The 24,480-nt window shown below is 44.2% G+C and carries 18 protein-coding genes and 1 riboswitch; of the genes, 14 read left to right on the top strand and 4 right to left on the bottom strand.

Annotation, left to right across the window (positions count from 1 at the left end):
* Nucleotides 1-125: 125 nt before the first annotated feature.
* Genes F9L33_RS04340 through F9L33_RS04355 form a run of 4 tightly spaced genes read left to right on the top strand, consistent with a single transcriptional unit; the run spans nt 126 to nt 5,983 of the window.
* The gene (locus F9L33_RS04340) at nt 126-1,898 is read left to right on the top strand and encodes an ABC transporter ATP-binding protein (RefSeq protein WP_152141501.1); all 1,773 of its coding nucleotides are present in this window, start codon (nt 126-128) and stop codon (nt 1,896-1,898) included.
* A complete protein-coding gene (locus F9L33_RS04345; protein WP_152141502.1) occupies nt 1,891-3,807 on the top strand; it encodes an ABC transporter substrate-binding protein in 1,917 nt (638 codons plus the stop codon). The genes F9L33_RS04340 and F9L33_RS04345 overlap by 8 nt, the downstream gene beginning before the upstream one ends.
* Complete coding sequence (locus F9L33_RS04350) at nt 3,804-4,829, top strand: ABC transporter permease (RefSeq protein ID WP_152141503.1); 1,026 nt, start codon at nt 3,804-3,806, stop codon at nt 4,827-4,829. Before F9L33_RS04345 ends, F9L33_RS04350 begins: the two co-directional genes overlap by 4 nt.
* On the top strand, nt 4,829-5,983 hold the full coding sequence (locus F9L33_RS04355; protein WP_152141504.1) for an ABC transporter permease: 1,155 nt from the start codon (nt 4,829-4,831) through the stop codon (nt 5,981-5,983). The genes F9L33_RS04350 and F9L33_RS04355 overlap by 1 nt, the downstream gene beginning before the upstream one ends.
* Before the next feature lie 16 nt (nt 5,984-5,999).
* Here the strand turns inward: F9L33_RS04355 and F9L33_RS04360 are convergent, their stop codons facing one another.
* Nucleotides 6,000-8,372, bottom strand: a complete 2,373-nt coding sequence (locus F9L33_RS04360; protein WP_152141505.1) for a mechanosensitive ion channel family protein — start codon at nt 8,370-8,372, stop codon at nt 6,000-6,002.
* Nucleotides 8,373-8,584: 212 nt separating this feature from the next.
* On the opposite strand from F9L33_RS04360, the gene F9L33_RS04365 reads away from it, so the two are divergent.
* Genes F9L33_RS04365 through F9L33_RS04395 form a run of 7 tightly spaced genes read left to right on the top strand, consistent with a single transcriptional unit; the run spans nt 8,585 to nt 15,126 of the window.
* Nucleotides 8,585-9,802 (top strand): glycosyltransferase family protein, encoded by a 1,218-nt coding sequence (locus F9L33_RS04365; RefSeq protein ID WP_226803934.1) that lies wholly within the window; start codon nt 8,585-8,587, stop codon nt 9,800-9,802.
* A complete protein-coding gene (locus tag F9L33_RS04370) occupies nt 9,799-11,046 on the top strand; it encodes a glycosyltransferase family 4 protein (protein WP_152141506.1) in 1,248 nt (415 codons plus the stop codon). Before F9L33_RS04365 ends, F9L33_RS04370 begins: the two co-directional genes overlap by 4 nt.
* Nucleotides 11,047-11,049: 3 nt before the next feature.
* The gene (locus F9L33_RS04375; RefSeq protein WP_152141507.1) at nt 11,050-12,141 is read left to right on the top strand and encodes a glycosyltransferase family 4 protein; all 1,092 of its coding nucleotides are present in this window, start codon (nt 11,050-11,052) and stop codon (nt 12,139-12,141) included.
* A gap of 1 nt (nt 12,142) precedes the next feature.
* On the top strand, nt 12,143-12,721 hold the full coding sequence (locus tag F9L33_RS04380; protein ID WP_152141508.1) for a histidine phosphatase family protein: 579 nt from the start codon (nt 12,143-12,145) through the stop codon (nt 12,719-12,721).
* Nucleotides 12,722-12,723: 2 nt separating this feature from the next.
* A complete protein-coding gene (locus tag F9L33_RS04385) occupies nt 12,724-13,869 on the top strand; it encodes a glycosyltransferase family protein (protein ID WP_152141509.1) in 1,146 nt (381 codons plus the stop codon).
* On the top strand, nt 13,860-14,600 hold the full coding sequence (locus tag F9L33_RS04390; RefSeq protein WP_152141510.1) for a polysaccharide deacetylase family protein: 741 nt from the start codon (nt 13,860-13,862) through the stop codon (nt 14,598-14,600). Before F9L33_RS04385 ends, F9L33_RS04390 begins: the two co-directional genes overlap by 10 nt.
* 49 nt (nt 14,601-14,649) lie before the next feature.
* Nucleotides 14,650-15,126, top strand: a complete 477-nt coding sequence (locus F9L33_RS04395) for a class I SAM-dependent methyltransferase (RefSeq protein ID WP_152141511.1) — start codon at nt 14,650-14,652, stop codon at nt 15,124-15,126.
* A gap of 2 nt (nt 15,127-15,128) precedes the next feature.
* Here the strand turns inward: F9L33_RS04395 and F9L33_RS04400 are convergent, their stop codons facing one another.
* The 3 genes from F9L33_RS04400 to F9L33_RS04410 all read right to left on the bottom strand — a co-directional run bounded on the left by F9L33_RS04400 (nt 15,129) and on the right by F9L33_RS04410 (nt 18,278).
* On the bottom strand, nt 15,129-15,581 hold the full coding sequence (locus F9L33_RS04400; protein WP_193221968.1) for a DUF302 domain-containing protein: 453 nt from the start codon (nt 15,579-15,581) through the stop codon (nt 15,129-15,131).
* A gap of 159 nt (nt 15,582-15,740) precedes the next feature.
* Nucleotides 15,741-17,546: a phosphomethylpyrimidine synthase ThiC gene (gene thiC, locus F9L33_RS04405; RefSeq protein ID WP_152141512.1), complete on the bottom strand. Its 1,806-nt coding sequence runs from the start codon at nt 17,544-17,546 to the stop codon at nt 15,741-15,743.
* Between the two features lie 88 nt (nt 17,547-17,634).
* A riboswitch (TPP riboswitch) is annotated at nt 17,635-17,755 on the bottom strand.
* 88 nt (nt 17,756-17,843) lie between these two features.
* On the bottom strand, nt 17,844-18,278 hold the full coding sequence (locus F9L33_RS04410) for an Lrp/AsnC family transcriptional regulator (protein ID WP_152141513.1): 435 nt from the start codon (nt 18,276-18,278) through the stop codon (nt 17,844-17,846).
* A 147-nt stretch (nt 18,279-18,425) separates the two neighbouring features.
* Between F9L33_RS04410 and putA the strand changes: the two genes are divergently transcribed.
* From putA to F9L33_RS04425, 3 genes are all read left to right on the top strand, one after another.
* Nucleotides 18,426-21,911 (top strand): bifunctional proline dehydrogenase/L-glutamate gamma-semialdehyde dehydrogenase PutA, encoded by a 3,486-nt coding sequence (putA, locus tag F9L33_RS04415; protein WP_152141514.1) that lies wholly within the window; start codon nt 18,426-18,428, stop codon nt 21,909-21,911.
* Between the two features lie 65 nt (nt 21,912-21,976).
* Nucleotides 21,977-23,275: a malonyl-CoA decarboxylase domain-containing protein gene (locus F9L33_RS04420; RefSeq protein ID WP_152141515.1), complete on the top strand. Its 1,299-nt coding sequence runs from the start codon at nt 21,977-21,979 to the stop codon at nt 23,273-23,275.
* A gap of 151 nt (nt 23,276-23,426) precedes the next feature.
* Nucleotides 23,427-24,425 (top strand): substrate-binding domain-containing protein, encoded by a 999-nt coding sequence (locus F9L33_RS04425; protein ID WP_152141516.1) that lies wholly within the window; start codon nt 23,427-23,429, stop codon nt 24,423-24,425.
* The last annotated feature ends 55 nt before the right edge of the window (nt 24,426-24,480 follow it).

Here is a 24,480-nt window from a genome sequence, read left to right on the forward strand (position 1 = left end):
ATTCCTACCAGATAAAAAAGTGTTACTTGCCACACTGACCTCGACCTGCATAATCAACCGAATGTAAAGAATAAGTGATCTGCAGAATCATGCGGTTAGCGTTCAAGGTTTTACGGCGGGAGACGATGGAACCCTTAATAGAAGTCAAAAATCTGACAATCGGTTTCGGCAACGCTGAACCAACGATTAAAGATGTGAATTTTTCTATCCAAAAGGGTGAAACGCTTGCATTGGTTGGGGAGTCTGGCTCGGGTAAAACACTCAGTTGTCGTGCTATTTTAGGTATCCTGCCAAGTACGGCACATATCCATTCTGGCGAAATTGTTTCGAATACGGGTGAAACCTCTCAAGATTTACTGAAAATCAACGAAAAGCTATTTCGCAAAGTACGCGGTGATTGCATATCAATGATCTTTCAAGAACCTATGCGATCCTTGTCACCTTTGCACAAAGTTGGTCATCAAGTCGCTGAAGTCCTAGAACTTCACCGCAGCATATCTAAAAAGAAAATTAAAAAAGAAGTCTTGGCTCAATTCAAACGTGTTGGATTTCCTGACCCAGAACGCGCATATAAATCCTACCCGTTTGAGATGTCAGGCGGTATGTTGCAACGTGCGATGATCGCAATGGCCATGATTGCAAAACCTGATTTGCTAATAGCAGATGAACCGACCACAGCTCTTGACGTCACCACTCAAGCTCAAGTTCTTGGGCTGATTAATGATTTGCAAAAAGAAACCAATATGGCTGTGATCCTCGTCACGCATGATTTGGGTGTGGTTGCTAATATGGCGGATAAACTCGTCGTAATGAACAAAGGCCGCATTATGGAAAGTGGGACTGCTAAGGATATCTTATCTGCACCTGCGCATCCTTACACAAAGAAACTGTTTGATGCCGCACCAGTTATTCCAATATCAAATGTAGTTGTCCCAGCCGTTCCGCATGATGATCTGATCCTTGATATGAAGAACATCTCTAAGACTTATGTCTCCCGCAGTAGCACTCCATGGAAGCCAGCAACTCAGATAAAGGCCGTGCGCGGTGTGGACTTACAATTGACACGTGGCAAAACTCTAGCCGTAGTTGGGGAATCTGGATCAGGAAAATCAACCTGTGCTCGAATTGCGCTAGGTGCAGAACTGCCTGATGAAGGTAGTCATGTACACTTTTATTCTGAATCCAATGCTGATCCAATTGATGTCAGCGCACTTACACGTAGCGAGCGCTGTGGCTTTCAGAGACAAGCACAGATGGTTTTTCAAGATCCCTACTCGTCCTTAAGTCCAAGAATGCAAATTATTGATACGTTATTAGAACCTTTACGTATTCATAAAATTGGCACCAAAGACGAACGCAAGCAACGGGCACAAGATGTATTAAACTTGGTTGGCTTGGAACCTTCTATTCTACGCCGTTACCCACATGCTTTTTCTGGTGGCCAACGCCAGCGCCTATCTATTGCGCGCGCGTTGATGATGGAGCCCAAGTTACTGGTTTGCGATGAGCCCACTTCTGCCCTAGATGTTTCCGTACAAGACCAGATCCTAGACCTATTAGAAGAGATACGTGATGCCCGCCAATTGTCATATTTGTTTATTTCACATGATTTAGCAGTGGTTTCTAGAATAGCAGATGAGGTCGCAGTTATGCGCCAAGGTCGCGTCGTCGAACAAGCACCGCCTTGTACTTTATTTGCAAACCCAAAACACCCATATACAAAAGCGTTGATTGCAGCCCAACCAGAGCCAGATATTGATCGCCCAATTGATCTTAACCTTGTTGCTCTGGGGGCTGGTGCGCCAAGCTCTTGGGCTGATAATTTCCGTTTTGAAGATGATAATGCTCCCCCCTTACAAGAGCTAGAGCCCGGTCATATGGTGCGTTGTCATGTATAAATTCAAAAGCTTATATATCGCTGCATTCCTGATCTTGGGTGCAACTCATGCACAAGCACAAATATTACAAGAAACATTGCTGTTCGAAGAACAGGTCAAGTCTAATAAATTACCTGCAATTCATGATCGTATACCAGATAATCCTTTAATCGTTGTGCTGCCGAATAAAGGACGCACATTTGGTGTCCAAGGTGGAACATTGCGCACAATGGTCACGCGTTCCAAAGATACACGGCAAATGGTGGTTTATGGGTACTCGCGCCTAGTGAATTATAATGAAGCTTATGAATTAAAAGCTGACATTTTAGAAAACTTTGAAAATGAGGATGATAAAAAGTTCACACTACGTTTGCGTAAAGGGCACAAATGGTCAGATGGTGCGCCATTTACATCTGCTGACTTTAAATATTGGTGGGTAGATGTTGCAAGCAACAAATATCTTTCGCCGTCAGGCTCACCTGATTTCTTATACGTTGATAGAGAGTTACCAACTGTTAGCTTTCCTGATGAGCTAACCATCATCTATGAATGGCAAAATCCAAACCCAAAGTTTTTACAAACTTTAGCTCAGGCGCGCCCACCTTTTATTTTCCGCCCCGCACATTACCTTAAACAGTACCATGCAGATTACGCGGATCCAGATTTTTTAGCGAAAGCAATCGTAAAAAAGAAAGTTCGGAGTTGGGCATCACTGCATAACAAGCTTGATAATATGTACAAGTTTGACAATGCAAAATTACCGACATTACAGCCTTGGCTCGTTGATGAAAAAAGCACAAAAAACCGTAAGCTATTTGTGCGAAATCCTTATTATCATCGTGTTGACGGAAAAGGCGTACAACTACCCTATATTGACCACGTAGATATGAATGTGGTTGGCTCTGGTCTTGTCGCGGCAAAAGCCAATGCTGGAGAGGTTGATCTTCAGGCACGTGGACTAAGTTTCAAAGATATCTCTATCCTGAAAAAAGGCGAAAAAGACGGCGGTAAATATAAAACGTTTCTATGGGCTAATGGCACAGCATCGCAAATCGCCATATATCCAAACCTGAATTTTGCAGATAGAGCTTGGCGCGAAATTATGCGTGATGTGCGTTTCAGACGTGCTTTATCTCTGTCTATTGATCGCAACATGATTAACCGCGTGCTATATTTTGGGTTAGCCAAAGAAAGTTCTATGACGGCTCTACCGCGCAGTGCATTTTATGATCCTCAAAACCGTAAAGCATGGTCTCAATTCGATCTTGATCTTGCAAATGATCTTTTGGATGAGATGGGATTAACAGAACGTCGTTCTGATGGCATTAGATTACTTCCTGATGGGCGCCCTGTTCAAATGGTGGTGGAAACACCTGGCGAACGCCAAGAGGTTGAAAATGCGCTATCCATTATCACTGACACATGGCGAGAAGCTGGCGTTAAGCTTGTTGTGCGCCCTTTAGAACGCGATATTTTACGCAACCGTGTATATTCTGGCACGACTATGGCAGCAATTTGGTTTGGGTGGGACAACGGGTTACCACAACCGAACACATCGCCCAGCTACCTAGCCCCACGTCAACAAGACTTTTTCGCTTGGCCAAAATGGGGGCAACATTATCAAATGCATGGAAAGGGAGGCTATGAAGTGGATATGCCAGAGCCACAAAAGCTTTTGAAACTCTCATTAGACTGGGATCACACATCGGATACAGAAACACGGTCACAAATATGGCAAGAGATGTTAAGCATTCATGCTGATCAACAATATGGCATAGGTATTTTAAGCGAAGCACCACAGCCTGTTGTCGTTTCTAATCATCTTAAAAACGTACCAAAAGACGCTGTTTGGGCGTGGGATCCTGGCGCGCATTTTGGTGTATATCGCATGGATGAATTTTACTTTGATAATGTAGGAGTGGTGCAATGATCTTACTCCGCTTCGCATTCTATCGCCTGCTGACAATGTTAATGACACTTCTACTGGTGTCTGCCTTAATTTTCATGATCATAAATTTACCTCCAGGTGATTACCTCAGCAATCAGATAGAGGAATTGCGCGCAACGGGGCAAACCAATAGCGTGGCGAAAGCAGAATTTTTACGGCATGAATATGCCCTTGATAGACCCATTATAGAACAATATTTCATCTGGATTGGTGCCATACCAGGGCCACATGGGTTTTCTGGATTATTACAGGGTGATTTTGGCTGGTCATTCGAATTTGACCAACCTGTAGCAGATATTGTCGGTCAAGCACTTTGGTTAACAGTTTTGGTCAATTTAGCTGCTGTATTGTTCGTTTACCTAGTAGCTCTGCCTTTGGGCGTGATCGCCGCTGCCCGATCTAAAACTTGGGTTGATTACACATCCGCATTTGTTGGTTATCTTGGGTTGGCCACACCAAACTTCCTGCTCGCATTGATATTATTTTACTACGGTCATCGTTACTTCAATTTACCCATTGGCGGTTTGATGGCGCCAGAATTCGAAGGCGAGCCAATGAGTTTTGATAAGATGAAATCAATTCTTCTGCATCTTATCATCCCCACATTTGTGATTGGTACATCTGGTGCAGCTGCGATGATGCAACGCTTGCGCGCAAATATGCTGGATGAACTTAGTAAACCATATGTAGAAACCGCACGTGCAAAAGGCGTTCCGCCAGCTAAACTGCTTGCAAAATACCCGCTGCGAGTTGCCCTAAACCCTTTTGTTGCCGATATCGGGAACCTGCTCCCATCAATGATTTCAGGTTCTGTTCTTGTATCGGTTGTCCTTGGCCTGCAAACCATCGGACCTGCTTTACTAGCAGCTTTAAAATCCCAAGATCAATTCCTTGCAGGTTTTATACTTTTATTCGTAGCTCTCCTTACCTTGATTGGTACGATGATATCCGATGTATTACTGATGCTTCTTGATCCACGCATCAGATATGGAGCGCGCAAATAATGGCTATCCTTCCTGACGGTCGTTATATAGACGACGCCCCCTATGAAGAAAATGAAAACATCAGCGCTCCAGATCGCCCCGATTTGGATGCACCTAATTGGAAACTGGTTTGGCGCAGGTTTAAACGACATAAATTGGGGCTGATATCTGGCCTGTTCTTACTAATTGCCTACCTTATGCTTCCAATCGCAGGTTTTATCGCGCCATACACACCGAATGAACGTGATGCAGAGCATCTCTATGCCCCTCCTCAAGGCATACATTTATTTCATGATGGCAAATACATTGGCCCACATGTTTTCCCGACAACGGCAAAGGCCGATTTAGAAAATTTCCGCTGGGTTTATAGTGTAGATGAAACACGCCCTATGAAGTTAGAGTTCTTTTGCAAAAGGGATAGTTATAATCTGTTTGGTTTGATTGAGACTGATCGCCATTTATTTTGTGCACCACAAGGTGCAACGGTATTCCTATTGGGATCTGACCGTTTAGGCCGTGATGTGCTTTCGCGCATATTATATGGTGCACAGCTCTCGCTCACTGTTGGCCTAATTGGTATCACCGTTTCATTTATCCTAGGTATTGGGTTTGGCAGTATCGCAGGTTATTTTGGTGGTAAAGTTGACTGGGTCATCCAACGTTCAATTGAAATCCTACGCTCCTTACCTGAATTACCGCTTTGGTTGGCTCTCTCGGCCGCAGTACCGTCTCATTGGGGGCCGGTAGCAGTCTTCTTTATTATATCTATTATATTGGGGATATTGGATTGGCCCGGTTTAGCCAGGGCGGTGCGATCAAAATTCCTGTCTTTACGCGAAGAAGAGTACGTTAAAGCTGCTGAAATGATGGGAGCCGCCCCTACACGCGTCATCCGCCATCATTTGTTACCAAACTTTTCCAGCCATCTGATTGCCAGCGCTATGCTATCCATTCCTGCAATGATACTTGGTGAAACAGCGCTGTCATTTCTTGGGCTTGGTCTCCGCGCTCCTGCAGTCAGTTGGGGGGTTATGCTGAATGATGCACAAAGCTTGGCAGCCATCGAAATATATCCATGGACAGCCACACCAATGTTAATGATTATATTGGTTGTTCTAGCATTCAACTTTCTTGGTGATGGCTTGCGTGACGCCTTAGATCCCTATCAAAACTAACAAAGATAACGGGCCGTTATTCTCCGTTGTCATTGTCACTTGCACCGCCTTCCAAAGCATCCTCATCCAATGCAGATTGTGCCGCTCCTGCAATAGCTTTTTTCTGAGCATCCGTCAGATTCTGCGTTTTGGTGTCATCAGCCAAACGTACAGTTACCTCACGGTGCGCAAACTTGATACCTTCACGTTCAAACAGATCGCGAATTTCTTGGAAGACCCGTTTACGAATAGTCCATTGATCTCCAGGTTTTGTCATAAATTTCACACGTATGATCATCGCAGAATCCTGCATTTCAATCACACCTTGTGATTTCAATGGTTGCAAGAAGTTTTCACCAATCACGGGGTCTTCCATCAATTCTATACCAAGCTTCTTAATCAACTTTCGAACGCGTTCTACGTCAGTGTCATAAGTGACACGCAATGGCAGCTTCATCATAACCCAATCGCGTGAATAGTTTGTAAGAACTTGGATTTCACCGAATGGAATAGTATGCAGCGGACCTAAGTGGTGGCGCAGTTGAAAAGAACGTACCGAGATTTTTTCTACGGTGCCTTTAACATCCCCAACATCAATGTATTCCCCTTTGCGAAAGGCATCATCCACTAAGAAGAATGCACCCGAGAAAATATCACGTACCAAAGTTTGAGCACCGAAACCAATTGCAAGGCCCGCTACACCTGCACCTGCAAACAGCGGACTTACGTTGATCCCCATTTCCAACAAAGCAATCAGCGCAATTGTTACAACAACAACAACCAAAATAAAATTACGGAACAGCGGCAGCAAGGTTGCCAAACGGCTGGCTCCAGATGCTCCACCCTCATCACCGGGTTCAACTTCAACGGCATCTCCCCCCTCTTCTTCGATTTTGCTATCTATCCAAATCCGGAACATGTGATAGATGATGTAGCCGATAAACAAAATGGCAACGACATCGATCCAACGATTAATAGCAACATTAGAGGCAAGCCCGTCCTCAACATTCCAAATCGTGATCAAGGCCCAAACACCCGCAACAAAAGCCAAGATACCTGCAACACGCTGCGCCAGATCACTAAAGCTGGTCATGCGATGCTTATTCATAGCCTTCATAGCTTCTTCTGCTGCAGTATCGCCTTCTCCTTCGAGGGCGGTTTCTGCTTCTAGTTTCATAGCGCTATTGATTTCTTCCATTTTAGCTGCGCGTTGAAACAAACGCTCGATCACGTAATTGATGCAGGCGTAAACCACAATGATAGAGATCAAGATTGCATACGCGCCCAAAATAAGAGGCATAGAAAGTGGGATTTCTAAGACAAGGCGATATACCAGTTCCACCCATGCAAATATCAGATAACCGACCGCTAAATAGGCCCAGGAATAAGATACAAAGTAATTTAGGCGCCCAGCTTCATCCGCACCCAAACCGTTACGAATGGCACGTGAAATGGCGTCGTAGTTTGCGATTATCAAACAGATGTTCAGCATAACAATAAAAAGACTGGAAATTGCAGAGATCAGCGCAAAGACATCATACGTTAAACCAAGCTCAAAAACCCAAGAATCAAATAAAATCGTGGTAATATCGATTGCTGCTGTAATCCAAAGCCAATGATATAAACGACGCGCATCTTGGTTGGAAAAACGCGCAATACGGTATTTTTCTAAATATGGCACCAAAATCATACGCCACAACAAAGCAACAAAACGAGATGCGGCATAAGCTGCATTGATCAAAGTGACTGTAAATTGCAATGCTGGATCATTAAGCTGACCAAAAATCGTTGTACCCAACATATAGGCAACAAGCATTGAAATAAGCACGCCAATAATACGCAGTACGAAGCGCTTAACAAGCACAGGTAATTTTTCAGTGTAACCAACAGGTTCGTCTACCATTGCAGGCGCGAGATAGCTTCGCTTTACATATTTCAGATACAGTTGTCGTTCGACTATGTACCCAACTAAAAATAGCAACAGCGCCTTAATAAGCACATCTAAATATGCAGATATTTTACCTGTTGGGCTCGTTGCTTTTAATATATAAACCACTTCTTCGAATGATTTAGGTAAAGAACGAAGACGGTCAAATAGTGTTTCGCGAAATTTCACAGCTGAAACTTGCGCCTTCATAATGCCAGACATCGTGTCAGCATCTTCTTTTGCTAAATCTGGCGTCTCAGGAGATGTGGTTAATGGCTCGCCATTTGTATCCACAACGATGACTTTTACACCATTCTCTACAGCCTCTTTCATCAAATCAACAAACTCTGTTGAAACGTTTTTTGCACCATCGCTACCAGAGTTTACAGCTCCGAACAAAGTAGAACTTTGCGCATGCACAGAAAAAGTCATCCCAATCAAAAGGATAAAGACTGTAATAAAACGAATGAAAAGAGCGTGCATTGTATTTTTAGGACCTTAAGGAAGTGTTCAAATATACGCTATGCCATGATGTTTAATCCTGCAAGCTTACTGATATCACATCTAAAAATCCAAACTCCGCATTTTAGAAAGCAGATTACAAAATAATCGTAAAATTACACTATACGTAAAATGCTTGTTTTAATTTCACGGTTATTTAGTATTTATAGTTAATCTTGAATAAAGACACGCACATGACCAAAATATCCATGACTCCAGACCTTCGTTCTGCAACAAAATCCAATCGGATTTTATTGTACAGCCATGATACATTTGGCTTGGGGCATATTCGTCGCTGCCGTACACTTGCAAATGCGATTACAGCCTCTGATGAAAACGCATCAGCGCTCATTCTAACAGGCTCTCCTGTTGCAGGTCGTTTCACATTTCCAGAACGCGTTGACCATGTTCGTCTACCTGGCGTCACCAAAATGACAGATGGGTCTTATATGTCTGAAACATTGGGCATGGAAATCGATGAAACGACAACATTAAGATCTGGATTGATCAAAGCAACAATACAGCATTTTGACCCTGACTTGGTAATCGTTGATAAAGAGCCCACTGGATTTCGCGGAGAATTACTTCCAAGCCTTGAATGGCTAAAAGCTCATCGCACAGAAACACGAATTGTTTTAGGTTTGCGCGATGTATTAGACGAGCCAGAAGTTTTAGCCAAGGAATGGGACCGAAAAGGTGCTCTGCAAGCCACAGAAAGGTTCTATGATGAAATATGGGTGTATGGGCTGAAATCAATCTATGATCCTACTCAAGGCTTGGCGCTGTCAGACGATGCCAAAGCTCGCACTAATTGGACGGGCTATCTGCGCCGCGAAAACGTCGAAGATACAACAATCCAATCTGACCCTTACATCCTTGTCACTCCTGGTGGTGGCGGTGATGGGGCCGCTATGGTCGATCACGTTTTATCTGCATATGAAAACGATCCAAGTCTAACGCCATCAGCAGTATTGGTTTATGGTCCTTTCCTGACGGGTGATACACGTGCAGATTTTGAGAAACGCGTGGGAAAATTAAATGGTCGCGTCACAAGTGTTGGGTTCGACTCGCGGATGGAATCTCTAATGTCAAATGCCTTGGGGGTTGTTGCAATGGGTGGATACAATACGTTTTGCGAAATCTTATCTTTTGACAAACCTGCAATTATCATCCCTCGTACAGTACCGCGCTTAGAGCAATATATTCGTGCTAACCGTTCAGAAGAGCTTGGATTAATACGTATGATCCATAAAAGCCGTGACGGAGATGAACCAAATGTTATGATAGATGCCATTCGCAACTTACCAAACCAAGCACCGCCTTCTGCTGGAAGAATTGATGGCCTTTTAGATGGACTAGATGACGTCGTTAAGCGCACAGCAGCTTTATTGGCCAAGGCCACAATAAAATGACATCTCGTAAAAAAACGAACTACGCGGTTGTTGTCAAAGGTTGGCCACGACTATCAGAGACATTCATTGCACAAGAGTTGTTAGCCTTACAAAATCAGGGCCATAGCTTTGATATATGGTCATTACGCTTTCCAACAGATAAGAAAACACATCCTCTGCACGATCAAATCACGGCAAATGTGCGCTATTTGCCAGAGTATCTACATACAGAACCAAAACGTATCTTTGCAGCTTGGGCAAAAGCTCGCAAGCTATCAGGATATAGAACTGCATTAAAAATGTGGCGTGCCGATTACAAACGTGATCGTACACGCAATAGATTACGCCGTTTTGGTCAAGCCTGTGTTATGGCGGTTGAGTTACCCCAGGATGTGCAGGGAATTTATGCACATTTCATGCATACACCATCATCGGTTGCACGTTACGCTGCAATCATGCGTGGCTTACCTTGGAGCTTTTCTGCACATGCGAAAGACATCTGGACATCAGATGAATGGGAGAAACGTGAAAAATTGGATGCGGGCACCTATGGCGCCAGCTTTGGTGTAACCTGCACAGCATATGGCGCACAGCACTTACGCGCACTTGCGGATACGCCAGAACGACTGGATCTTGTTTATCATGGTCTTGACTTATCGCGGTTTCCAGCGCCACCAGAACGCCTTCAAAAACCAATAGATGCTCCACTGACATTCCTTTCTGTTGGTCGCCTGGTAGAAAAGAAAGGTTTTGATCGCCTGATCACAGCCCTTGCTGCATTACCAAATGACGTGGATTGGAAATGGGTTCATATTGGTGGCGGAGGTTTAAAAGATACACTTCAAAAGCAGGCTCAAAACTCTGGAGTTGCTGATCAAATCACATGGATGGGGGCTTGTGATCAGCCTACGGTTATTCAAGCTATGCGTGATTCAGATATGTTCATTTTGCCCAGTCGTATCGCAGATGACGGGGACCGCGACGGATTACCAAATGTACTGATGGAAGCCGCTTCGCAAAAGTTACCAATTATATCGACAAGCGTATCTGCCATTCCTGAATTCATTGAAACTGGTATCCACGGCACATTAGTTCAAGATAATCCAACAGAATTATCTGCAGCAATCCATGATTTAGCAACCAACCCACATAAACGGTTAGAGTTTGCAGAAAATGCTTATGACCGCTTAACAGCTGATTTTGGAATGAACGCTGGTATTAACAAGCTCGTAAAGCATCTCGAGCGCATGTGCCTGGGCCAATAAGTTATGGACGCAATTGCCTTTTATGCCCCTATGAAGTCTCCAACACACCCTATGCCATCTGGGGACAGGCAAATGGCACGCGGCATATTTCAATTGCTTAAGGAAAATGCGTACGGGTATAATGTGGTTTTGGCTTCAGAACTGCGTATCTATGACGGCACGGGTGATCTTGAGACCCAAAATAAGCTTATAAATCAAGCTAATACAGAAATCGAAAAACTGATAAAACAGGGGCAGATTGAAAATTGGGCCGTTTGGATCACGTATCATAATTATTACAAAGCACCGGACCTGATTGGTCCAACTGTCGCAAGAACCTTAGGAATTCCATATGTATTGCTAGAGGCAACACGTGCGCATAAGCGTTTGACTGGTCCTTGGTCAAGTTTTGCTAAGCTCGCAGAAACGGCATCAGATCAGGCCAATATCATTTTCTATTTCACGGAACAGGATAAGCAGGCTTTAGAAGCATATAAAACAAATACCCAGCAGATACTTCATCTGCCACCTTTCCTGTTACAAGACAGCGTAAACTGCCCCGAACGCGTGAAACCACATAAGAATACCTTGCTGTCAGTAGGTATGATGCGATCAGGTGCAAAAACGAAGTCCTATGCCCTTATTGCAGAGGTGTTAAAACATTTAAAGACGAATGACTGGCACCTGAATATCATCGGAGATGGGGAAAATATTTCTGAAATAAAATATATTTTTCAAAAACTTAAAGGCCATATCTCATTCTTAGGCCAACGTGATAAATCAGCGCTGAATACAGCTTATTCATCAGCCTCAGTTTTTCTATGGCCTGGTGTGGATGAAGCTTATGGTATGGTTTATCTAGAAGCTCAAGCCGCAGGGTTACCAATTATCGCCCAAGCCAGACCAGGTGTTCGTGATGTAATTTCTCCTGACACACCATTGCATCCAACGGATGACCCGAAATCAATGGCGCGCGCCATTGATCGCCTGCTTACAGATGATGTTTATTGGCAGTTACAAAGCAAAGCGAGTTTGGATTACATCGCTGCAAATCACTTAAAGCTTAAAGCCGCAAAAACACTTTGGTCGGCTCTTACACCTTTGCTAGGCTGTTAACATGACCACGCTTGCTCTTATACGTCACGGACACACCCCATGGAACCGCGCAGGTCGCATCCAAGGACGCACAGATATTGCACTTGACCCTGATGCTATTACCGAACTGCAAGGATATAAATTACCCGTAGAGTGGCAAAAGGCTGATCTGGTTGCTAGCCCCCTTTTACGCGCCAAAGAAACCGCAAAAATTATTGCTGATTGCTCGCCAAAAATCGTCTCATCTCTTATCGAAATGGATTGGGGAGCTTGGGAAGGATTACGTGGTGTTGACCTTAAAGCCGATAAATCTTCTGGGTTTCGCGATATCGAAGACTGGGGGTGGGATTACTGCCCGCCAAATGGCGAAAGCCCTCAGGATGTCTGGGATCGTATTAAACCATGGGTGATGGGGCTGAGAAAAACAACAGTTGCAGTTTGCCATATCGGTATTATGCGCATGATATTAGCCAAAGCGCATGGATGGGATTTTGACGGACCTGCGCCCTTTAAAATCAAACGCAATCGCCTATATACAATTGAAATAAAAGACAGATTACAAATTGTAGATATAGAACCCATTCGATTAGAGGCCCGTTGAAAATGCAAGTTTTAATCAGCGTGACACATCTTTTGGGAACGGGACATTTAAGTCGCGCCATAACCTTAGCCCACGCTTTTATACATGCAGGCCACACTGTGACATTGATCAGTGGCGGTATGCCTGCACCGCATTTGAATATAGCGGACATTGATCTGCGCCAATTGCCTGCAGTGCGCTCTGATGGCACAAATTTCACAACATTGCTGACACCATCTGACACAATTGCTGATGAGAGCTATTTGACGACACGTAGTTCAAACATGGTTTCTATCCTAGAAGAAGTACAGCCAGATATCGTAATCACCGAACTGTTCCCGTTTGGCCGCCGTGTTTTACGCACCGAATTCAGGGCATTATTAGATGCCGCAGAAGCCCAAAATAAACCCTGTACAATACTTTGTTCGATCCGCGATATTCTTGCCCCGCCATCAAAGCCTGAAAAGGTAACAAAGGCCGATGCATTCATTTCAGATTATTATGACGGCGTACTTGTCCACTCAGATAAAGTCACCACCCCATTAGAGCAAAGCTGGCCAGTATCTGATATGTTATCAGAAAAACTACATTACACAGGATTTGTGGCGCCCGCTCCTGCTGGGTCGCATCCTGAAAAAACGGGGCTAAATGAAATAATTGTCAGTGCTGGTGGTGGTACTGTGGGAGCAAACCTCTTTGAAAACGCCATTGGGGCAGCCGCGTTAAGCACCCAAAATTGGCGTCTATTGGTTGGCGGTAGCAACCCAGATCAAGAAATTAAGCGCTTGAACGCCCTAATTGAAAGTCAAAATATAATTATCGAACGTGCACGCCCCGATTTTCGCCAACTGTTATACCATGCTGCTTGCTCTGTCAGCATGTGTGGGTACAATACCGCCCTTGATCTTATGCAGGCAGGATGCCCCAGTGTATTTGTTCCTTTTGATGATGCTGACGAAGTAGAACAAACATTGCGCGCAACCAGTTTGGCGAAACATCCGTCTTTTGAAGTTGTTACTAACAAAAATATAACTGCAGAAGTCTTATTTTCTGCCATTAAAACCGTACAAAGCGCTGGGCGTTTTCAATCAGATGACACTGCTTTCAACGGCGCGGGCGAAACCGTTCGTATTGCCATAAGAATAGCACAGGACAGATCATGCGCATAGACTGGCATCTTTTAGAGGCAGAAATAGAGCTTTGGCACGAAGCAAATTTAACATTGCCGTTTTGGTGGCGCGATGATGATGCCATTGAACCGTCAGCAAAACTAGATCAACTTATAGAGATTGCAACGCAAGCTGACATACCAGTACATTTGGCTATCATTCCAAAGTTTGCGACTAGAGCTTTGTGTGTTCAAAGCGAACAAACGCAGTATATAATTCCTGTTACTCATGGCTGGTCACATCAAAGCCATGCAAAGGATGGTGAAAAGAATGCTGAATTTGGATCATCACGACCAATCGAAGATTCCGTTCAAGATTTGATTATGGGCGCGGATCGTATGTCTGACCTTTTTGGTAGAAACATGAAGTCAATGTTCGTACCACCCTGGAATCGTATCAACCCAGATTTATTCGAACATTTAAAGGCTATTGGGTATGATGTATTATCCACCTACCTACCTAGAAAAGCGAAATACGCAACATCAAAAATAGAACATATCAATACACATATTGACCCAATATGCTGGAAAAACACACGTTCAATTGTACAAATTGATATATTATTGAATAACATCGTATCATTATTAGTGGACCGCCGTTTGGGTAAAACGGATAATACGGAACCTTTGGGCTTGTTAACACATCACCTGGTTCATGATGACGCCATCTGGCAATTCACAAAAGAATTTATCACAATAATGCGAAAAGCACCCATTGCTGCTTTCAGATAGCTGAATTACCCACTACATGAATCCAGACGAACGAATAAAGGATACACACATGAGCAGATTAGAAAGTATGATGCGCAGATTAGCAGCGCAGAAAATCGGTCTCGAATGGTGTGTAGAACAAACCAAAGATATTATTGGAGACCTCGCAGAAATCGGCCTTGGTAACGGTCGTAGTTATGATCATTTGCGTGAAATTGCACCTGATAGAAAGATTTGGGTGCTTGATCGTGTCTTACAATGCCACCCATCGTGTATACCGCCTGCGGGTACCTTCTTACAAGGCGAAGCAAGTGAGGTCATAGCGCAAATGAAGCGCGACAATATTGGGATTGCTTTAGCACATTACGATTTTGGGGTCGGTATCAAGGATAAAGACGAAGCAGAAGCCGCCGCTTTAAGCCCACTGATCAGAGATATTATGGTAAAGGATGGGCTTTTAATCTCTGGTCAACCATTGGTGGGCTTTACTCAGATCGAAGGACCAGCAGAAATTCCCGCTGGTCGCTATTACTTTTACAAAACTTAATTTTATTCGCCTGTCGCTTTATTCGTCAGCTTATCCAATGCACCTGTCATCTTAGCAATAACTTCAGCATCCGCTGGCAAACCGTGATTTGCAGACAGGCTTGATGGTGGGTGGTAAGCGACAAATACTTTACCTGCTTCATCTTCATAAGCCACGACACGCAATGGCAGGTCCAAACCTGCTGTTTGGCTAAGCAACATCGCAGGTGTGCCAAGCTTTGGGTTACCAAACATCAACATCTGCGTTGGGCGTAAGTCTTGGTCTACAGAAGCAGCGCCTTTTGCGTGATCCACACGTGCAAACACTTTCGCACCAGCACCTTCAACAGCGGCTGACAGACGATCCAGCGTTACATCCACAGAATGCGCGCTTTGTTTTACAATCAATTCGCCTGCATTGGCGAGTGTGGCGGTTGCCATTGTCATAGCTATTACTCCAGCTTTTAAAATATTCATGGACCAATCATCCTTTGTTAAATGTGTTTAGCGATACGGTAATCATGCACAAGGTACTGTAAAGAATTGCCTTGGGTAAACCGTTCAATTTTTCGTCAGCGAAAAAGGGCCAATCATATGATTGGCCCTTCCTTATTAGCATCACTGAAAGCTTATAGCTTATTCAGCTTCTTCGTCTTCTTTAACGGGTACATATAATTCACCACCTTCGCGGAATTTTGCAGCCATAGCTTCCAATCCGTCTTTCTGCGCTTCGGCACGAATATCGTGTGAAATACGCATAGAACAGAACTTCGGGCCACACATAGAGCAGAAGTGTGCAACTTTATGCGCTTCTTTTGGCAGTGTTTGGTCGTGAAAATCACGTGCTGTTTCTGGATCAAGCGCAAGGTTAAACTGATCTTCCCAACGGAATTCGAAACGCGCACGAGACAAGGCATCATCACGCACTTGCGCACCAGGTAAGCCTTTTGCCAAGTCAGCAGCATGCGCTGCGATTTTGTAAGTGATCACACCTGTTTTAACGTCATCACGATCAGGTAGACCCAAATGCTCTTTTGGTGTCACATAACACAACATAGCACAGCCGAACCAACCGATCATAGCAGCACCAATACCTGATGTAATATGATCGTAACCTGGTGCGATATCTGTTGTCAGTGGCCCAAGCGTATAGAATGGTGCTTCGTGACAGCATTCCAACTGCTTATCCATATTTTCTTTGATCTTGTGCATCGCAACGTGGCCTGGGCCTTCGATCATCACCTGACAATCTTTTGCCCATGCAATTTTCGTCAACTCGCCCAGTGTTTCCAACTCAGCAAATTGTGCCTCGTCGTTCGCATCTGCAATTGAACCTGGACGCAAGCCATCACCCAACGAGAAGGAAACATCGTATGCACGACAGATGTCACAAATCTCATCAAAATGCTCGTATAGGAAGCTTTCTTTGTGGTGGTGCATACACCATTTCGCCATGATAGAACCACCACGAGATACGATACCTGTCACACGGTTCACCGTCATAGGTACCATATGCAAACGAACACCCGCGTGGATCGTGAAATAATCAACGCCCTGCTCTGCTTGTTCGATCAATGTGTCACGGAAAACTTCCCATGTCAGATCTTCAGCAATTCCGTTAACCTTTTCTAATGCTTGATAAATTGGCACTGTCCCAATTGGGACCGGACTGTTGCGAATAATCCATTCACGTGTGTTGTGAATGTTACGGCCAGTCGACAAGTCCATAACCGTGTCAGCACCCCAACGGATAGACCAAACCAGTTTATCTACTTCCTCTTCCATTGAAGAAGACACCGCAGATGTCCCCATATTCGCATTGATTTTCACAAGGAAATTACGACCAATGATCATCGGTTCTGTTTCTGGGTGGTTGATGTTTGCAGGAATAATCGCACGGCCCGCAGCAATTTCATCACGCACAAACTCAGGCGTCACTGTATCTGGCAGATTAGCACCCCAATCGTATCCATCACGTTCACCAGCAACTTCAGCGCGTTTTTGGTTTTCACGAATGGCGATATATTCCATTTCAGCAGTCACGATACCAGCACGGGCATAAGCAAGTTGTGTTACTGCTTTGCCGTCTTTGGCGCGCAATGGTTTTGGCTTGATTGGGAATTCAGCTGTTAGGTGATCGCCTTGAACAAAACCGTTGTCAGCAGAGTTAATTTCACGACCTTCATAAGCTTCAACATCGCCGCGACCTTCAATCCACTTGCGACGTACATCTGCCAAACCTTCGCGGATATCGATATCAATCGTTGGGTCTGTATATGGGCCAGATGTATCATATACAGTTACGGGTGGTTCGCCCGCTGTTGGGTGAACAGAAATTTCGCGCATAGGAACAGCTACACCTTCGTGTATGCTACCTTTTACGTAAATCTTTTGGGAGGCAGGCAAACTGCCTGTAGTAATTTTTGGATTAGGGACGTTCATTTAGCTCTCCTCAAGCATTCCACTTAAAAAGACCCGTTATGGAGAACATAGGCAGAAAGGGTTTCCCCTACTTGGATCACTTTGGAGTGCAATGCGATCACTTGCTTCCTACGCCAGTCTTAACTGGGTCAGGTTCAAAGGGTCGCGTCGCTGTGCAAATACACCGTCAGCCTCTCAGGTCCCAAAGCGGACCCCCCCTGCGTGTGTGATTTATAAAGTTTTAGATTAAAACCGTCAACAGGACGCCTATCAATCAGCTTTCCTGAAACTAGCTTCGGCTTTTCTAATTCTTTTGGATCACTCTTTCACAGCTTCCATGACCACATGGGTCGATGTACTGGCCACACAAGGTAACGCAGAAATTCGTTCGCCAAGCGCGATACGGTAAGCTGCGATGCTTTTGGTGCGCACTTTCAACAAATAATCAAACTGGCCAGCGATCATATGACATTGCTCAATTTCAGGTAACTGTATGACCGCTTCGTTAAAAGCGCTTAGCGCGGCTTCTCTCGTGTCATTCAGTTTCACTTCAGTAAACGCAATATGACTGCGATCCAAAACAGCGTGATTTACAAGCGCTTTAAAACCAAGAATGGTTTTATTCTCCACCATTTTTTTAAGACGCGCCTGACAAGGCGTCTTTGATAAACCAACACGCTCAGATAATTCCGAGATCGTAATACGGCCATTTTCTTCTAATACACCAATTATTTTTCGATCAAAACTATCCATATTCACCAAATCTTTTCTTTTATCAGAACTATTCCACATCAATGCGGAGCAAATATAGACATTATATCCAATAAATTAGTTTTAAAAGGAAATAATACATGCCGCAATGTGCTACAATTTGTATAACACCACATCTTAGGATTTATCATGGCTTCCAAATCAAACATCCGTATCGACCTCCGCAACTTTCACCTAAAAGACGAGAACGCTTGCGTTGAAAGCTTGATTCAATCTGTTCTTCTTTCAAAAAGCGCGCGAACTGAAACTGTTGAACGTGCTGCACAGATTGTTACTAGCATACGCAATCAAAAAAGCCCTGGCTTGATGGAAGTATTTTTAGCTGAATATGGCCTTTCAACGGATGAAGGCGTAGCATTAATGTGTTTGGCAGAAGCACTGCTTCGTGTTCCAGATGCCAAGACTATGGATGATCTGATTGAGGATAAGTTGTCTGACCAAAGCTGGTCTAAACATATCGGGCATTCAGACAGCTCACTTGTAAATGCATCTACTTGGGCGCTTATGTTGACGGGCCGTGTATTAAATGAAACCGCTGAAACAGGCATTACAGCATCCATGGGCAAGCTTGTAAAACGTGTGGGTGAACCCGTCATTCGTCGTGCAGTCAAAGCTGCAATGAAAGAAATGGGCAATCAATTTGTATTGGGCGAAACCATTGAAGATGCTGTAGCGCGTGGTGCAAAACGTGAAACGCAGGGATACACGCATTCTTATGATATGCTGGGTGAAGCCGCACTAACTGACAAAGATGCCAAGGGCTTTGTTAAATCATATGCTGACGCAATTGATTACCTTGCAAAACATAGTTTGGATAGTGATGTCCGCAAAAATCCAGGAATCTCCATTAAACTTTCTGCTTTGCATCCACGCTATGAATTACGTCAAAAAGATCAAGTGATGGAGACATTGGTCGAGCGCACTTTACAGCTGGTTCTAAAAGCAAAAGAAGCAAATATGGGGTTGAATATTGATGCCGAAGAGGCCGATCGTTTAGATTTATCACTAGATGTTATAGAAGCCGTTTTATCTGACCCACGTCTCGCTCTCTGGGATGGTTTTGGCGTTGTTATCCAAGCTTATTCAAAACGTGCGCCCGCTGCGATTTCTTGGCTTTATTCATTGGCAGAACAATTAGACCGCAAGATCATGATCCGTTTGGTTAAGGGTGCTTATTGGGATACAGAGATTAAACGTGCTCAAATTGATAGTTTGCCCGATTTTCCAGTATTTACAAAGAAATGTGCAACCGACATTTCCTATATAGCATGTGCAAAACAACTGCTGCTTTTGAATGACCGCATCTATCCGCAATTTGCCACGCATAATGCGCACAGTGTGCAAGCCATATTAGATATGGCTCATTCTAATAATACATATGAATTTCAAAAGCTTCATGGAATGGGTGAAGGTTTGTACGATCATGTTTTAGAAACATTTGACGTTACATGCCGCATCTATGCACCCGTGGGAATTCACGATGATCTTTTGGCTTACCTTGTACGTCGTTTATTAGAAAACGGTGCAAATTCTTCGTTTGTGAATCAGGTCGTTGATAAATCTGTGCCAGCGCATGAGGTTGTCAAAGATCCTTTTGATGCATGGGATTTAATCAAAGAACAGGAAAACACTTCTGTCATAAAACCATATGATATGTATCAGCCAGAGCGCCCGAATTCGCTTGGATTTGACTTTACCAGCGTTACGGAACTGGCGCGCATAGAAAAAGCGCGCGGTAAGTTTGCTAAAGCAACCTGGGATGTATCAGCACAGCTTGCATCTGGCGCCCCCAATGGGAAAACATTGCCCGTTACGAACCCCACAGATTTAACGAAACTTGGTACAGTCACCCTTGCGAATGCAGATGATACCAAAACAGCAATTAAAGCGGCAAAACCATGGAATGCGACACAGGCAGAACGCAGTGACATCTTAAATCGTGCAGCAGATTTATATGAAGAGAATTTTGGTGAATTATTCGCTATTCTAACACGTGAAGCAGGTAAAACCATCAATGATGCCGTATCAGAACTGCGCGAAGCAGTTGATTTCCTGCGTTATTATCCTGCTCAGGCTGCAAATCATGACCACAGGGAACCACGTGGCATATTCGCCTGTATTTCCCCTTGGAACTTCCCATTGGCGATCTTCACAGGCCAGATCGCAGCCGCATTATCAGTTGGTAATGCCGTTCTAGCAAAACCAGCAGAACCTACGCCAATTATCGCAACACGCGCTGTGCAACTGATGTATGAAGCTGGCGTTCCTAAAACAGCATTGCAATTGCTGATTGGATCAGGCCGCGAAGTCGGCGCATTGATTGTAGCCGATCCACAAACCAGCGGTGTTTGTTTCACAGGATCGACAGCAACAGCACAGAACATCAATGCTTCTGCTGCCCAAACAGGCAACGCACGTGCGCCATTAATTGCAGAAACTGGCGGCTTGAACGCAATGATCGTGGACAGTACAGCCCTGCCCGAACAAACCGTTCGCGATATTGTAGACTCATCCTTCCAATCGGCGGGTCAAAGGTGTTCTGCTTTGCGTATGTTGTATTTACAAGAAGATATCGCGCCTAAATTCCTAGAAATGCTTTATGGTGCAATGGACACACAGATTGTCGGCAACCCTTGGGATATGCGCACGGATATTGGTCCTGTCATTACCCAAGATGCGTTAGATGGTATCAACGATCATATTGCAAAAGCTGCAAATGAGGATCGCATATTGCATCAAATCAACATTCCTGATCATGGGACCTTTGCTAAACCCACAGCTATTAGAGTGTCTGGTATTGAGGACTTAGAGGAAGAGATATTTGGCCCTGTTCTGCATATTGCTACATATAAAGCGGATGAAATTGATCAGGTGGTCGAGGCGATTAATGCATCACAATATGGTTTAACCTTTGGCGTACATTCACGGATTGATAGCTTTGTAAATATGCTCGGCAACCGTTTAAATGTGGGTAACGTCTACATCAACCGCAACCAGATTGGCGCTGTAGTAGGATCACAACCCTTTGGTGGTGAAGGTTTATCTGGCACAGGCCCAAAAGCTGGCGGACCAGAATATTTAACGCGGTTTGTTATGGCAGATATTGCCACACCCGCCCCATACGAGCCAACGGATTTATCCGTCAATGATATCCAAGCACACATCAACACAACAAAACGTCCTGTTCGCAAAGCGCTTCACAACAGTGTTCTACCCGGACCAACGGGGGAAATGAATACATTATCCAGCTATGGCTGTGGTGTTGTTTTGTGCCTTGGTCCAACATTAGATATGGCACGCACACAAGCCGCAGCAGTCAAAGGTGTTGGATGCGAGCCTATAATCATTGCACCAAACGCAGATATTGCTGAAGGTTTGTCAGGCGCATTACCATTAGAATTCTTATCTGAACTATCGGGATTCGATGCGGTTATCCTATGGGCAGAAGATGATGCATTGGCACAGGCACGTATTGCCCTATCTAGACGTGATGGCGCGTTGATTCCATTGGTAGATGCTCGTGATATTGCACAACGATGCACGTTTGAGCGACATGTTTGTGTCGATACAACAGCATCTGGTGGGAATGCCGCTCTTTTGGCAGCTGGTAATTAATTTGACCTTACGTCAATTTCAAAAAATGCACTTGTGCGTTAAGGCCATTGGTGAATAGTTCACTTATGGCTTTAACGTTACCCATTAATGATTTCTTAAGCACGGTCGCAGATCGTGGGCGCTCCCTTATTGGATTACCTGTCTTGTCAAAACAAGGTGATGTAGGAGGTACGGTTATTCTTTGCCTACGTTTGCTACAAAGCAAAGGCATGGCATCGGGGTTGGCATTATCACAGCAAATTCTGTCCTCTTATGAGACGTTCAATACGGAACATAAGCTAGAATTCTTTGAGGCGTTATTTCAGAAACTCGCTTGTGATACTGGTGATATCAGCCAAGCTGCGGCGACATTTTTGGAAAACAAATCCCAGAAAAACCTGAAAAAGTTATCAAAAGCTACGAAACCGCAATATGCGACTTTGATAAGCCTGCTTAATCAAAGTCCAGCATCCACAATGAAATTACTGAATATGCGGTCTGATTTGTTAGGTATGTTACGCGACACACCTGAATTAAAAGCACTAGACGAAGAATTCGTGGCAGTTTTTTCTGCATGGTTTAACCGTGGCTTCCTTGGCTTGCGGAATATCGATTGGCACACATCCCCTACTATTCTGGAAAACATTATCAAATATGAAGCCGTTCACGGCATTTCAGACTGGGATGATCTTTCGCGCCGCATAAAACCCGCAGACCGCATGATTTATGGCTTCTTCCATCCGAACTTAGAAGATGAGCCGCTAATATTCGTCGAGGTTGCGCTAATGGACACAATGCCAGATGCGATTGCGCCTGTGTTGACCAAAGACCGCACGCCGCTTGATCCAAGAAAAGCGACCACAGCAGTTTTCTATTCAATTTCAAATTGCCAAAATGGTTTGCGTGGCATTCCATTGGGTAATTTCTTGATCAAACAGGTTGTGGAAGATGTAAAATCGCGCTTTCCAAATCTAAAAGATTTCGTAACTCTGTCGCCAGTTTTGAAATTTGGTGATTGGATGCGTGCGCAAAAAGATGACGTAAATATATTGCCACAAGAATTAACGGCTATTGATGCTGTCACTAAAGACGACCAAGCTTCGTTATTGTCAGCTGCGGCCTATTTCTTAAGCAATGAAAAAGCGAGAGATAACAAACCAGTTGATCCTGTTTGCCGGTTCCATATTGGAAATGGCGCGCGCCTTGAACGTTTAAACTGGGCCGCACGTATAGATGATATTGGGTTTGATAGCTCATTTACCATCATGGCGAACTATCGGTATATAATCGACGATATCGAAAAAAATCACGAAGCTTTTGAGAGTGAAGGTACCGTTACCTTATCTAATGGCGTTAAAAAGATCGCCAATTTAGATAAATCTTAAAAGTTACCCACAAAAATTAATCATTTGTTTATCTAAATTAGAAGTTTGTCACACAACTGTTACATACCTGTGACATGAGCTTCACGTGGACTGCCTATCTAGCACTCAGCCGAGAAGAATCGGTCCATGAAACAAAATTGGGATTGAACTTATGTTCTTTAAAACTCTTTCATTAACAGCAGTTGCATTGGCAACAGCTATCGCGACACCAGCTTTGGCTGAACGCAAAGAAATCAAAATTGTTGGGTCTTCAACAGTATTTCCTTTTTCAACATCAGTTGCAGAGCAATTCGGTCAAAAGACTGACTTCGCTACTCCAGTTGTAGAATCTACTGGTTCAGGCGGCGGCATGAAATTGTTCTGCGCTGGCGTTGGCACTGATCACCCAGACATCACAAACGCTTCTCGTCGTATGAAAGCGAAAGAATGGAAATTGTGCCAAGAAAATGGTGTTACAGACATCGTTGAATCAATCATCGGCTTCGACGGTATCGTAGTTGCAAATGGCATCGACGCTCCATCATTCGAGCTAACAATCGATCACCTTTATAAAGCATTGGCTAAAGGCCAAGGCGAGCCGGCAAAATGGTCAGACATCGACCCATCTTTGCCAGACATCAAGATCGAAGTTCTAGGCCCACCACCATCATCTGGTACACGTGACGCTTTCGAAGAATTAGTGATCCAAAAAGGCGGTAAAGCTGCTGGCCTTGAAAAAGCTGAGTACAAAAAACTTGAAATCCGTACAGACGGTGCTTGGGTTGACGCAGGCGAGAACGACAACCTAATGGTTCAAAAACTGGCTGCTAACCCAGCTGCAGTAGCTGTTTTCGGTTACTCTTTCTTGGATCAAAACTCTGATACTATCAAAGGCGCTACAGTAAACGGCGTAGCACCAGAATTCGAAAACATCGCTGCTGGCGACTACAAAGTATCACGTTCTCTATACTACTACGTGAAAAAACAACACGTAGGTGTTGTACCAGGTATCGCTGAATTCGCTGCTGAGTTCGCATCAGATGCTGCTGCAGGTGAAGAAGGTTACCTTGTAGACAAAGGTTTGATCCCATTGTCAGAAGAGCCTTTCGCTGCAAACCTAGAAACAATGACAAACCTAGTTGTAATGACTGGTTCAGAAGAACTTAAGTAAGCGCCACGCGTTTACTTTCAAGCGACCTCCCCGCTTGTAAAACAAATAACCGTTG

The sequence above is a fragment of the Amylibacter sp. SFDW26 genome, assembly GCF_009184395.1.
Classification (GTDB): Bacteria; Pseudomonadota; Alphaproteobacteria; order Rhodobacterales; family Rhodobacteraceae; genus Amylibacter.